This is a genomic window from Aliiroseovarius sp. B-4 (genome assembly GCF_056857795.1).
On sequence record NZ_JBSXNV010000035.1, the window covers coordinates 165334 to 177901 of the forward strand.

A 12568-nucleotide genomic window follows, 5' to 3' on the forward strand; every position below is an offset into this window, starting at 1 on the left:
CCCTTACACGATGATGGCGACGATGATCGCCAGAATAACGGAACCGAAGATGACGCCCAGGCCCATCTTTTCTGCGGTAGGAACATCAAGGCCGATGCCAATGTCCCAGATCAGGTGCCGAAGACCGGACAGCGCGTGGTAGCACAAAGCCCAAAGCGCGAGGAACATGATCACGTCCCCGATGAACGAGGTCATCAGACCGTTTACAAAATCATAATATCCCGGACCCATCGCGGCAGCGATAAACCACCAGACGACCAGAATGGCGGCCCCGATCAGGGCCACGCCGGTGATCCGTGCGAAAATCGAGGTCATGGAGGTCAGCTGCGGGCGGTAAATCTGCAGATGCGGGGATAGTGGGCGATTGCCCCTATTCACGTCGGCCATGGCGGCCTCCTTCTGTCTGTTGCGACTGTTGGGACAGGAATAGCGTCATTTACCGTGCAGAGTCACGCGTTATGGAAGGGGAATTCGGCGGAAATTGCGCTAACAAGGACTAAAATTCGACCTTGTGATCACAGAATTATTTTTTGTGATCACATATATTTAGCCGTTATATCCGACTGAATATATAAGGCAAACTGGTTGATATGCTGCTTCGCGGCGTAATTGGCCCGTAGCGATATGGGGTGCCTCGATGGCTATTTTGGCATCAGCGCCCAATAGTCGAGGTCCAGCATGACATCGGGGTGATACTTGCCATCCGCGCCTTTCAGGGAAAACTCCGGCGCGCCATGTTTTACCGCAACCAGACGCAACCTTATCGCGCCAACACCCGGCGCATCTGTGTCGGCTTTGTCCAAAACCTCGGACCAGGCGCGGATCGTGTCGCCCGCAAAACAGGGGTTGGCATGCGCACCGCCGTTCAGGCCGACGATCATCTGCGCGTTGGCCAGCCCGTTGAACGACAAGGCCCGCGCCACCGAGATCACGTGGCCGCCATAGATCAACCGCTTCCCGTCCGGACGGAATGTGGCGTCGAAATGAACCTTGGCGGTGTTCTGCCACAGACGCGTCGCCAGCATGTGCTCGGCTTCTTCGACGGTCACGCCATCGACATGGTCGATCTTTTCCCCGATCTCATAGTCGCCCCAACGGTGCGGTTCACCGGCCAGATTGAAATCGTAGTCTTCGAGCGATAGTCCGGCAGGGATCACCAGATCCTCGGCGTCCAACGTGGCTTTCAGATCAGGGATAACCGTGTCGGGCGCGGGTGCATCCAGATCGCCTTTGCGCACCATCACCCAGCGCACATATTCCAGCACCGGCTCGTCCATCTGGTTCACACCGCGCGTGCGCACCCAGACCACGCCGGACTTGCCGCTGGAGTTCTGTTTCAGCCCGATCACCTCCGAGGATGAGCGCAGCGTATCGCCGGGATAAACGGGCTTCAGCCAACGCCCTTCGGCATAGCCAAGGTTGGCCACAGCGTTCAGGGAAATGTCGGGCACGGTCTTGCCGAACACGATGTGGAACGCGATCAGGTCATCCAGCGGCGACCCTTCCAGCCCGCAATTGCCCGCAAATTCATCCGAGGAGTAAAGCGCATGCCGGGCAGGATAGAGCGCGTGATAGAGCGCGCGTTCGCCTTCTGCCGCGGTGCGTGGCACCGCATGCCCTATCACTTCGCCCAGCTTGTAATCTTCGAAAAAGCGGCCGGGATTGGTTTTCGCCATCAGTGTTCTCCCAGTTTTGTGTCGGGCGTGTAATCGCCGGGAACCACCTTCACCACCGCTTGCGCACAGCGCATCTTACCGGTGGCGGCGTCATGGGCATAGGCCGGGTCGCCATGCAGTTCCCACCCTTTGTTCAGTGCTGCGGTGACTTTGTGGCAGAAGGCCGACGTGTCTTCTTCGGTCAGCAGGCGATAGAGCTTCATGGCTTACATTCCAAACGGTGAGGGGCCGATCAGCCCGTGGATAACGCCGATGATCACTGTCAGAACCACCGCCGCAGCAAGAAACATGCCGTCCTTGGCAATCGTGCCTTTCGGATGTGGGGTCCATGTCGGCTCGACCCGGTTGATCACGATGATCTCGGCCACAGCCCAGAGTGTCAGGGCACCGAACAGAATGATCGAGGCAATATCCGGGTTCACCACGATATGCGCCACGCTCCAGATGATGAAGCCGGTCAGCATCGGGTGACGCATCCGATAAAACAGCGCGCCTTTCGATGGGCCGGGGCTCATGAAGTAGATCGCGAAGACGATCGCCAGGTTGTTGATGTGTTTCAGGAAGGCCGGATAAGCGATCAGGTCATAGCTGTCCACACTACGATAGCCGATCACCATAAGGACGATGCCCACAAGAAGGATCAGCGCCGAGACAGCTTTCGCCTTGTCCCCTATCGCAGCGTGGCGCGCGGGCAAGGCGCGTTTCCAGAAATGCCCGGCATACCAAAGGGCGATGCCGATAATCAGGATGGTCATGTGTGTTCTCCGCGTTAGCCGGCCATTTTGGTGATAGCGTCCGCCTTGGCCAGAATTCCTTTTGCCGTCACAACATGCAGGTTTTCGACGATCTTACCATCCACAACCGCGACGCCCAGGCCGGAAGCTTTCGCTTTCTCGAACGCCGCGATCTGGCGTTGGGCAAGGTCGATTTCGTCCTTCGACGGGGCGAAAGCCGTGTTGGCGATGTCCAATTGAGCCGGATGGATCAGGGTTTTGCCGTCCATGCCCATGTCACGGCCCTGTTCGCATTCGGCCTTCAACCCCTCGTTATCCTTGAAGGCATTATAGACCCCATCAATGATCACCACACCGTGGGCCTTCGCTGCCAGCAGGCACATATGCAGACCGCCCATCATCGGCAGGCGATCGGCGCGAAAACGGGTGTTGAGCTCCTTGGCAAGGTCATTGGTTCCCATCACGAACCCCTTCAGGCGCGGGTGGGCGGCAATCTCGGCAGCGTTCAGCATGCCCAGCGGGGTTTCCATCATCGCCCAGAGGTCCACGTCCGGGATCAGGGCTGCCAGTTCGTCCAGTTGGGCCGCGCTGTCCACTTTCGGCATCAGGACCGCGTCGATATCCGCCCCAACAAACGCGGCCACATCGTCCTTGCCCCACGCGGTGTCAAAACCGTTGATCCGCACGATTTTCGCGCGATTGCCGTAACCGCCCTTGTCCAGTTCATCCTTCAGAGTTGCACGGGCTTCAATTTTTGCATCGGGGGCGACCGCATCTTCCAGATCGAAGATAATCGCGTCGGCAGAAAGGCTGCGCGCCTTTTCCAACGCGCGCTCTTTCGAGCCGGGGATATAAAGGACGGAACGATAAGGACGAGTCGACATGATTCTGGACCTCCGCAATATTGTTGCGCAAGGGACCACATCTGCGCACCATTTCGCAAGGGGGGATTTGCCGCGTCGCAGAAATTTCTTATTTCCTCAGTGCAGCGTTCGTCAGGTCAGACCTTCCCAAATCAGCTTCGTGCCGGTGATGATCAGGAACAGATAGGTGAAGGCAAAAAAGCCCCGCTCTGACAGGCGGTGGTGCATGTGGACGCCGATCCAGACACCGATCACCGCAAACGGGATCAGGAACAGGTCAGCCCGGGCGGTTTGCCACGTGAAAATTCCCAAAGCGAAGTAGGGGATGAATTTCAAAAGATTGATTGCCCAGAAACTGATCACAGTCGTCGCCTGAAACGTGGTCTTGTCCAACCGCCGCGACAACAGGAACACCGCGGCCGGAGGGCCGCCCGCATGGCTGATGAAGCTGGTAAACCCGGCAATCAGTCCCCAAAACCCGCCCAGACCGGCGGACATCGGGTGGGCCGCGGGCGTAATCAGTCCGCGTGCACGTGCGGCCTGAAACGCGACGAAGCCCACAGCGATCAGACCGATCAACAAGCGGAAGATGTCCGGGTCGGCGATGGAATATAACAATGCGCCAACCGCAACGCCCGGCACCGCGCCCAGAACCAGCGCCTTGGCCGATGGCGTATCCCACTTGCGCCAATAGGGTTTCAGCGCGGTTACATCCATCAGCATCAACAGCGGCAACATCAACCCGATGGCCGCGCCCGGCTCCAGAATCAGCGCCAGCAAAGGTGTTGCCGCAAAAGCCGCGCCAGACCCAAAACCGCCCTTGGAAATGCCTGCAAAGATCACGGCGGGGATCGCAAAGGCAAAGAATGTGAGGTCAAGAACCTCGGGCATGGTGTATCCCCCAAACCGCTGGAAAACGAGTGTTTTAGCGCTATCGCGAATGCTGCACAGGGGCAAGCATCGCTTTATGCCGCAGCGCGGCACCCTTGCACGAACGCCATAATCGGACTACGCATGCGCCCGAAAACAACTGATCGGAGATCAACCCCATGGCCAGACCAAAGATTGCGCTTATCGGTAGCGGCATGATCGGTGGCACCCTTGCCCACCTTGCTGCACTGAAAGAAATGGGCGACGTCGTTCTTTTTGATATTGCCGACGGCATCCCGCAAGGCAAGGCGCTGGATATCGCGGAAAGCGGTCCCGTCGAAGGGTTCGACGCGAGCCTGTCGGGCACCACATCCTATGAAGATATCGCAGGTGCTGACGTGTGCATTGTGACCGCCGGTGTGCCGCGTAAGCCGGGCATGAGCCGTGATGACCTGCTGGGCATCAACCTGAAAGTGATGAAATCGGTCGGTGAAGGCATCAAGGAACATGCCCCGAACGCGTTCGTGATCTGCATCACCAACCCGCTGGACGCCATGGTTTGGGCGCTGCGCGAATTTTCGGGCCTGCCCCACAACAAGGTGGTCGGCATGGCTGGCGTTCTGGACTCGGCTCGCTTCCGCCACTTCCTGTCGGTCGAATTTGACGTGTCGATGCGCGACGTGACGGCGTTTGTTCTGGGCGGCCACGGTGACACCATGGTGCCGCTGACCCGCTATTCGACCGTTGGTGGCATCCCGTTGCCCGATCTGGTCGAGATGGGTTGGACTAGCCAGGAAAAACTGGACGCGATCGTTCAGCGCACCCGCGATGGTGGGGCCGAGATCGTAGGGCTTTTGAAAACCGGGTCGGCTTACTATGCGCCTGCGGCTTCGGCGATTGAGATGGCGCAAGCCTATCTGAACGACCAAAAACGCGTCCTGCCCTGCGCGGCATATGTGGACGGCGCTTATGGCTTGGACGGCTTTTATGTTGGTGTGCCGACCGTCATCGGTGCCAACGGCATCGAGAAGGTGATCGACATCAAGCTCAGCAAAGACGAGCAGGCGATGTTCGACAAATCCGTCGATGCCGTGAAGGGTCTGGTTGAAGCCTGTAAAGGGATCGACAACTCTCTGGCCTGATATCATCAGTCAAACAGAATCGGGGCGTCCCATTCAGGGGCGCCTTTTTTCATGTGACCGAAGCGCCTTTAGAATCACGAGATTTCTGTGTTTCTGCGCAGGTGAAGACTTTTTGTGATCACAGCATTTTCGCGTGTGATCACAAAAAAGCAGGTTTAGCGCAAAAATCCACCAATTCAGCAGAAAGTGTTTTCGACACTTCCGCCAGTTGTGCATGGTGTCCCCGACCAAATGGACCAACTGGATAGGATGACTTCATGAACATTCATGAATACCAGGCGAAGGCCCTTCTGAAATCCTACGGTGCCCCCGTTTCTGACGGGCGCGCTGTTCTGAGAGCAGAAGAAGCCAAGACCGCCGCAGGTGAACTCGACGGCCCCCTTTGGGTGGTGAAAGCACAAATCCACGCAGGTGGCCGTGGCAAGGGTTCGTTCAAGGAAGCTGGCGCTGGCGAAAAGGGCGGTGTCCGCCTGACCAAATCGGTCGAAGAAGCCGCCGAGGAAGCCAAAAAGATGCTGGGCCGCACGTTGGTCACACACCAGACCGGCCCGGCGGGCAAGCAAGTCAACCGCATCTATATCGAGGCCGGTTCCGGTATCGAGCGTGAACTTTACCTCGCTCTGCTGGTTGATCGCCAAACCTCGCGCATTTCGTTCGTATGCTCGACCGAAGGCGGCATGGACATCGAAGAGGTTGCAGCCGCAACCCCCGAAAAGATCCTGAGCTTCTCGGTCGACCCCGCGACAGGCTACCAAGGCTTCCACGGCCGCCGCATCGCGTTTTCGCTGGGCCTTGAAGGCGCGCAGATCAAGCAGTGCGTCAAACTGATGGGCCAGCTTTACCAAGCCTTCGTCGAGAAGGACATGGAGATGCTGGAGATCAACCCGCTGATCGTGTCCGACAGCGGTGATCTGAAAGTGCTGGATGCGAAAGTCAGCTTCGACGGCAACGCGATTTACCGTCACCCGGATGTTGCCGAACTGCGCGACACCACCGAAGAAGACCCGAAAGAGCTGGAAGCGTCGAAATACGACCTGAACTATATCGCTCTGGACGGTGAAATCGGCTGCATGGTGAACGGTGCCGGTCTGGCAATGGCCACGATGGACATCATCAAGCTTTATGGCGCTGAACCGGCCAACTTCCTTGACGTCGGCGGCGGCGCCACCAAAGAGAAAGTGACCGAGGCCTTCAAGATCATCACCTCTGACCCGCAGGTCAAAGGCATCCTGGTCAACATCTTCGGCGGCATCATGCGCTGTGACGTCATCGCCGAAGGCGTAGTTGCAGCTGTGAAAGAGGTCGGTCTGCAAGTTCCGCTGGTCGTGCGTCTGGAAGGCACCAACGTGGATGAGGGCAAAGCCATCATCAACGGTTCCGGTTTGAATGTCATCGCGGCAGACAACCTATCCGACGGCGCAGAGAAAATCGTGAAAGCGGTGAAGGGGTAAGACAATGGCAGTTCTCATCGACGAAAACACCAAGGTCATCTGTCAGGGCTTCACCGGCTCGCAGGGGACCTTTCACTCGGAACAGGCCATTGCGTATGGCACCAAGATGGTCGGCGGTGTGACGCCGGGCAAAGGGGGGCAGACGCATCTGGACCTTCCGGTCTTCAACTCGGTGCACGAGGCTAAGCACGTCACCGAGGCTAACGCTTCTGTGATCTATGTGCCACCGCCCTTCGCAGCGGACTCGATCCTTGAAGCGATCGACGCCGGGATGGAACTGATCGTTTGCATCACCGAAGGCATTCCGGTGCTGGACATGATGCGGGTGCAGCGTGCGCTGGACGGTTCGAAAAGCCGTCTGATCGGGCCGAATTGCCCCGGTGTCATCACGCCCGACGCCTGCAAGATCGGCATCATGCCCGGCCACATCCACAAGCGCGGCTCGGTCGGTGTTGTGTCGCGGTCCGGCACCCTGACCTATGAGGCTGTGAAGCAGACCTCGGATATCGGTTTGGGCCAGTCGACTGCGGTTGGCATCGGTGGCGACCCCATCAAAGGCACCGAGCATATCGACGTTTTGGACATGTTCCTGGATGACGACGAAACGCAGTCGATCATCATGATCGGTGAAATCGGTGGTTCGGCAGAAGAAGAAGCCGCCGAGTTCCTGGCCGAACAGAAGAAGAAAGGCCGCTGGAAGCCGGTTGCGGGCTTCATCGCGGGCCGCACGGCACCTCCGGGTCGTCGGATGGGTCATGCGGGTGCCATCGTCGCTGGCGGCAAAGGTGGCGCCGAAGACAAGATCGAAGCCATGCGTGCCGCTGGCATCGTGGTTGCCGACAGCCCAGCCACGCTGGGCGAGGCCGTGCTGGAAGCGATCGGCAAATAAACATCAAGGCGCGCGCCCCTGGACGCAGGGGCGCGTGTTTTCCAATTTTCAGGTGAACCCATGACGGATCAGAGCCCCAACGACCTTTTTCATGCATCAAGTTTCATGCAAGGTCACAATGCCGAGTATCTTGAACAGCTTTACGCCCAATATGCGCGCGATCCCAACGCGGTGGATGCCGCGTGGCAGGCGTTTTTCACCGAGCTTGGGGATGACGGCGGTGATGTGACAGCCGAGGCGGCGGGACCGTCCTGGGCGCGGGCGGATTGGCCGCCGATGCCGACCGGCGACCGGGTTCACGGGCTGGACGGGCAGTGGCCCGAAGAACCGGTGGTCGAGGTCAAATCCGCAGGCAAGAAGATCGAAGCCAAGGCGGTTGAGAAAGGTGTTCAACTGTCCGACGATCAGGTCAAGCGCGCCGTGCTGGACAGCATTCGCGCCCTGATGATCATCCGCGCCTATCGGATCCGGGGCCACCTGGCCGCCAATCTTGATCCGCTCGGGATGCGCGAGGCGTCGGATCATCCCGAGCTTGATCCGGCCTCCTACGGGTTCACCGAAGCCGATATGGATCGTCCGATCTTCATCGACAATGTGCTTGGGCTGGAAGTCGCCTCGATGCGGCAAATTCTGGCGATTGTGAAAAGCACCTATTGCGGCACGTTCGCGCTGCAATACATGCATATCTCGGACCCGGTTCAATCGGCGTGGCTGAAGGAACGGATCGAAGGGTTTGATCGCGAGATCAAGTTCACCCGCGAGGGCCGCAAAGCCATCCTGAACAAGCTGGTCGAGGCCGAGGGTTTCGAGAAGTTCCTGCATGTCAAATACATGGGCACCAAACGGTTCGGTCTGGACGGTGGCGAAGCACTGATCCCCGCGATGGAGCAGATCATCAAGCGTGGTGGTCAGCTTGGCCTGAAAGACATCGTAGTCGGGATGCCGCACCGTGGTCGCCTATCGGTTTTGGCCAACGTGCTGCAAAAACCCTATCGCGCGATCTTCAACGAATTTCAGGGTGGCAGCTTCAAACCGGAAGAGGTCGATGGCTCGGGCGATGTGAAATACCACCTTGGCGCGAGTTCGGACCGCGAGTTTGATGGCAATATCGTGCACCTGTCGCTGACCGCGAACCCGTCCCACCTTGAGGCCGTGAACCCGGTGGTGCTGGGCAAGGTGCGCGCCAAGCAGGAACAGATGAACGACAAGGACCGCGATCAGGTTCTGCCGATCCTTCTGCACGGCGACGCGGCCTTTGCCGGTCAGGGTGTTGTGGCCGAAGGCTTTGGTCTGTCGGGTCTGGTCGGTCACAAGACCGGCGGCACGATGCATATCGTGGTGAACAACCAGATCGGGTTCACCACCGCGCCGCACTTCAGCCGTTCGTCACCCTATCCGACGGATATCGCGCTGATGGTGGAAGCCCCGATCTTCCACGTGAACGGGGATGACCCCGAAGCCGTGGTGCACGCGGCCCGCGTCGCGATTGAGTTCCGCCAGAAGTTCCACAAGGATGTGGTTCTGGACATTTTCTGCTATCGCCGCTTCGGTCACAACGAAGGCGACGAGCCGATGTTCACCAACCCGCTGATGTACAAGCGGATCAAGAAACACCAGACCACGCTTCAGATCTATACTGATCGTTTGGTGAAAGACGGGTTGATCCCGGCTGGCGAGATTGAAGATATGAAAGCTGCGTTCCAGGCCAAGATGAACGAGGAGTTCGAGGCCGGGAAGGACTACAAACCCAACAAGGCCGATTGGCTGGATGGGCGATGGTCGCATCTGGACAAGGAAAGCGACGAATATCAGCGTGGCAAGACCGAGATTTCGTCGGACACGCTGGCCGAGATCGGCAAGGCGCTGACCACGGTGCCGGAAGGTTTCCCTCTGCACAGAACCGTGGGCCGGTTGCTGGACGCCAAGAAAGAGATGTTCGACAGCGGCAAAGGGTTTGACTGGGCCACTGGCGAGGCGATTGCCTTCGGCTCGCTGGTGACGGAAGGGTTCCCGGTCCGCCTGTCGGGGCAGGACGCCACGCGTGGCACGTTCAGCCAGCGCCATTCCGGCCTGATCAATCAGGACACGGAAGAACGCTATTATCCGCTGAACCACGTGCGCGAAGGTCAGGCACGTTACGAGGTCATCGACTCGATGCTGTCGGAATACGCGGTTCTTGGGTTCGAATATGGTTATTCGCTGGCCGAACCCAACGCGCTGGTGATGTGGGAAGCGCAGTTCGGCGACTTTGCCAACGGCGCGCAGATCATGTTCGACCAGTTCATCTCGTCCGGCGAGTCGAAATGGCTTCGGATGTCCGGCCTGACGGTTCTTCTGCCGCATGGTTATGAAGGGCAGGGGCCGGAACACAGTTCGTCCCGGCTGGAACGCTTCCTGCAAATGTGTGGCGGTGACAACTGGATCGTCGCCAACTGCACCACGCCCGCCAACTATTGTCACATTCTGCGCCGTCAGTTGCATCGCGGCTATCGCAAGCCGCTGATCCTGATGACGCCGAAGTCGCTGCTGCGTCACAAGCTTGCGGTGTCGAACGCGAAAGACTTCACCGAAGGGTCCAGTTTCCACCGCGTGTTGTGGGATGATGGCGACCGTGACAACGGCACAGGTCGGTCCGAGGCCAAGCTTGTCACGGACAAGAAGATCAAGCGCGTCGTGATGTGTTCGGGCAAGGTCTATTACGACCTGCTGGAGGAACGTGACCGTCGCGGCATCGAAGACGTCTATCTGCTGCGCCTTGAGCAGTTCTATCCCTTCCCCGCCATGTCGCTGGTGAAGGAGTTGGAACGTTTCAAAGGGGCGGAAATCGTCTGGTGCCAGGAAGAGCCCAAGAACCAGGGTGCCTGGTTCTTCGTTGAACCGAATATCGAATGGGTGCTGACCCGGATCGGGGCCAAGCACACGCGGCCCGTCTATGCCGGTCGCCCGGCATCGGCATCGCCTGCCACCGGTCTGGCATCTCAGCACAAAGCACAACAAGAGGCGCTCGTGGACGCGGCGCTGAACCTGGAAGGGAAATAAGCCATGAGCATCGAAGTAAGGGTCCCAACATTGGGCGAAAGCGTCACCGAAGCCACGGTCGCCACATGGTTCAAGAAACCCGGTGATGCCGTGGCGGTGGACGAAATGCTCTGCGAGCTTGAAACCGACAAGGTGACGGTCGAAGTGCCGTCGCCCACCGCCGGTGTGATGGGTGAGATTGTCGCCGCCGAAGGTGAAACCGTGGGTGTCGACGCGCTTCTGGCAACCATCAGCGAAGGCGAAGGGGCGGCCCCGGCACCTGCACCCGAGAAGAAAGCCGACACCGCGCCCGCCGCCTCTGGCGATGATGCGCCTGCCGTCGATGTCATGGTGCCCAGCCTTGGCGAAAGCGTGACCGAGGCGACCGTGTCAAGCTGGTTCAAACAGGTTGGCGATACCGTGGCACAGGATGAAATGCTGTGCGAACTGGAAACCGACAAGGTGTCGGTCGAAGTCCCAGCCCCTGCCGGTGGTGTGCTGACCGAAATTCTTGCCGCCGAAGGCACCACCGTCGATGCCTCGGCCAAGCTGGCGGTGATCAGCGGCAGCGCAGATGGGGCTGTCGAACCCGCCCCCAAACCCGCCGCGGCACAGGCATCCACAACGACCGGCAAGGACGTGGAAGATGCCCCATCGGCCAAGAAAGCCATGGCCGAAGCCGGTCTGAAACCGGGCGACGTGCAAGGCACGGGGCGCGATGGTCGCGTGATGAAGCATGACGTCGCTGCCGCCGTGGCCGCTCCGAAAGCTGCCCCTGCGCCTGCTGCCGCGCCCGCCGCACCGCGTGCCGCTGGGGACCCCGCCCGCGAAGAACGCGTGAAAATGACGCGCCTGCGCCAGACCATCGCGCGCCGCCTGAAAGACAGCCAGAACACCGCCGCCATGCTGACCACCTATAACGAGGTCGACATGACCGAGGTGATGGCGCTGCGCAACGAATACAAAGCCGAGTTCGAAAAGAAACACGGCGTGCGCCTGGGCTTCATGTCCTTCTTCACCAAGGCCTGCTGTCACGCGCTGAAAGAGGTGCCCGAGGTGAACGCCGAGATTGACGGCACCGACATTGTTTACAAGAACTACGTGAACATGGGCGTCGCTGCGGGCACGCCCACGGGTCTGGTCGTGCCGGTGATCAATGACGCCGATGCGATGTCCTTCGCCGCGATCGAAAAAGCCATTGCCGAAAAGGGCCGCCGCGCCCGTGATGGCAAGCTGTCGATGGACGAAATGCAGGGCGGCACCTTCACCATCTCGAACGGCGGTGTCTATGGCTCGCTTATGTCTTCGCCCATCCTGAACCCGCCGCAATCGGGCATCCTTGGTATGCACAAAATTCAGGACCGCCCGATGGCGATCAACGGAGAGGTCGTGATCCGCCCGATGATGTATCTGGCACTGTCCTATGACCACCGCATCGTTGACGGCAAGGGTGCCGTGACCTTCCTTGTGCGCGTGAAAGAAGCACTGGAAGATCCGCGTCGGTTGTTGATGGATTTGTAATTATGACCACAACAGAGGGCGGTGCGCGGACCTCGGGGTGGGTGCGAAGCGCCCTCCCCATGGGGGAGGTCCGGGCGCTGCCCGTGCGAGCACGGGCTTAAGAAAATGAACGTTTGGCTGTCACTTTTTACTGCCGCGGGCTTGGGTTCAATTCTTACCAGTCTACTCCAGCATATTTTGAATCATCGAGCAGAAAGAAGGTCGGTCTTGAGAACCGATCGGAAACTAGCCTACGTCGGCCTTCTCAATGCGTGGAAAGAACAAGATCAACTGGGGATCACAAACGAGAATCGGTATGAAGTTGGACATTGGCTCTTTCAGTGCCAGATCGTCGGTTCTGATCAACTGTGTCAAAGCCTTGACCAACGGGAGGCCGCTGAACGAGGTTCACGTGCGAGACACGA

General features: G+C 59.0%; 11 protein-coding genes. 5 read left to right on the plus strand and 6 right to left on the minus strand.

What is annotated here, in order from left to right; all coding sequences use genetic code 11:
• Nucleotides 1-3 precede the first annotated feature (3 nt).
• The 6 genes from sdhC to AC13C8_RS08740 form a co-directional block, all read right to left on the minus strand.
• The gene (gene sdhC / locus AC13C8_RS08715) at nt 4-387 is read right to left on the minus strand and encodes a succinate dehydrogenase, cytochrome b556 subunit (RefSeq protein WP_091428668.1); all 384 of its coding nucleotides are present in this window, start codon (nt 385-387) and stop codon (nt 4-6) included.
• Between the two features lie 254 nt (nt 388-641).
• Complete coding sequence (locus tag AC13C8_RS08720; protein WP_482847058.1) at nt 642-1676, minus strand: MaoC family dehydratase; 1035 nt, start codon at nt 1674-1676, stop codon at nt 642-644.
• Nucleotides 1676-1879, minus strand: coding sequence for a DUF1737 domain-containing protein (locus tag AC13C8_RS08725; RefSeq protein WP_091428671.1), 204 nt, complete (start codon nt 1877-1879; stop codon nt 1676-1678). Before AC13C8_RS08725 ends, AC13C8_RS08720 begins: the two co-directional genes overlap by 1 nt.
• 3 nt (nt 1880-1882) lie before the next feature.
• Nucleotides 1883-2431 carry an NnrU family protein gene (locus tag AC13C8_RS08730; RefSeq protein WP_482847059.1) on the minus strand — a complete coding sequence of 183 codons (549 nt, stop codon included), beginning with the start codon at nt 2429-2431 and terminating at the stop codon, nt 1883-1885.
• Between the two features lie 14 nt (nt 2432-2445).
• A complete protein-coding gene (locus tag AC13C8_RS08735) occupies nt 2446-3294 on the minus strand; it encodes an HpcH/HpaI aldolase/citrate lyase family protein (RefSeq protein WP_091428674.1) in 849 nt (282 codons plus the stop codon).
• A 111-nt stretch (nt 3295-3405) separates the two neighbouring features.
• A complete protein-coding gene (locus tag AC13C8_RS08740; RefSeq protein ID WP_091428676.1) occupies nt 3406-4164 on the minus strand; it encodes a sulfite exporter TauE/SafE family protein in 759 nt (252 codons plus the stop codon).
• A gap of 158 nt (nt 4165-4322) precedes the next feature.
• Here AC13C8_RS08740 and mdh point away from each other — a divergent pair, with 158 nt between their 5' ends.
• The 5 genes from mdh to odhB all read left to right on the plus strand — a co-directional run bounded on the left by mdh (nt 4323) and on the right by odhB (nt 12164).
• Nucleotides 4323-5285 (plus strand): malate dehydrogenase, encoded by a 963-nt coding sequence (gene mdh / locus AC13C8_RS08745; protein ID WP_482847060.1) that lies wholly within the window; start codon nt 4323-4325, stop codon nt 5283-5285.
• A gap of 257 nt (nt 5286-5542) precedes the next feature.
• Entirely contained in the window at nt 5543-6736 is a 1194-nt protein-coding gene (gene sucC, locus AC13C8_RS08750) for an ADP-forming succinate--CoA ligase subunit beta (protein ID WP_091428680.1), read from the plus strand.
• A 4-nt stretch (nt 6737-6740) separates the two neighbouring features.
• Nucleotides 6741-7625 carry a succinate--CoA ligase subunit alpha gene (gene sucD, locus AC13C8_RS08755; RefSeq protein ID WP_091428681.1) on the plus strand — a complete coding sequence of 295 codons (885 nt, stop codon included), beginning with the start codon at nt 6741-6743 and terminating at the stop codon, nt 7623-7625.
• Between the two features lie 60 nt (nt 7626-7685).
• The gene (locus AC13C8_RS08760) at nt 7686-10664 is read left to right on the plus strand and encodes a 2-oxoglutarate dehydrogenase E1 component (RefSeq protein ID WP_091428683.1); all 2979 of its coding nucleotides are present in this window, start codon (nt 7686-7688) and stop codon (nt 10662-10664) included.
• A 3-nt stretch (nt 10665-10667) separates the two neighbouring features.
• Nucleotides 10668-12164 carry a 2-oxoglutarate dehydrogenase complex dihydrolipoyllysine-residue succinyltransferase gene (gene odhB, locus AC13C8_RS08765; protein ID WP_482847061.1) on the plus strand — a complete coding sequence of 499 codons (1497 nt, stop codon included), beginning with the start codon at nt 10668-10670 and terminating at the stop codon, nt 12162-12164.
• Nucleotides 12165-12568 lie beyond the last annotated feature (404 nt).

Excerpts from the sequence above, each read along its gene's own strand:
- sdhC (WP_091428668.1), bottom strand. The coding sequence starts at position 387 with ATGGCCGACGTGAATAGGGGCAATCGCCCACTATCCCCGCATCTGCAG.
- AC13C8_RS08720 (WP_482847058.1), bottom strand. The coding sequence starts at position 1,676 with ATGGCGAAAACCAATCCCGGCCGCTTTTTCGAAGATTACAAGCTGGGC.
- AC13C8_RS08725 (WP_091428671.1), bottom strand. The coding sequence starts at position 1,879 with ATGAAGCTCTATCGCCTGCTGACCGAAGAAGACACGTCGGCCTTCTGC.
- AC13C8_RS08730 (WP_482847059.1), bottom strand. The coding sequence starts at position 2,431 with ATGACCATCCTGATTATCGGCATCGCCCTTTGGTATGCCGGGCATTTC.
- AC13C8_RS08735 (WP_091428674.1), bottom strand. The coding sequence starts at position 3,294 with ATGTCGACTCGTCCTTATCGTTCCGTCCTTTATATCCCCGGCTCGAAA.
- AC13C8_RS08740 (WP_091428676.1), bottom strand. The coding sequence starts at position 4,164 with ATGCCCGAGGTTCTTGACCTCACATTCTTTGCCTTTGCGATCCCCGCC.
- mdh (WP_482847060.1), top strand. The coding sequence starts at position 4,323 with ATGGCCAGACCAAAGATTGCGCTTATCGGTAGCGGCATGATCGGTGGC.
- sucC (WP_091428680.1), top strand. The coding sequence starts at position 5,543 with ATGAACATTCATGAATACCAGGCGAAGGCCCTTCTGAAATCCTACGGT.
- sucD (WP_091428681.1), top strand. The coding sequence starts at position 6,741 with ATGGCAGTTCTCATCGACGAAAACACCAAGGTCATCTGTCAGGGCTTC.
- AC13C8_RS08760 (WP_091428683.1), top strand. The coding sequence starts at position 7,686 with ATGACGGATCAGAGCCCCAACGACCTTTTTCATGCATCAAGTTTCATG.
- odhB (WP_482847061.1), top strand. The coding sequence starts at position 10,668 with ATGAGCATCGAAGTAAGGGTCCCAACATTGGGCGAAAGCGTCACCGAA.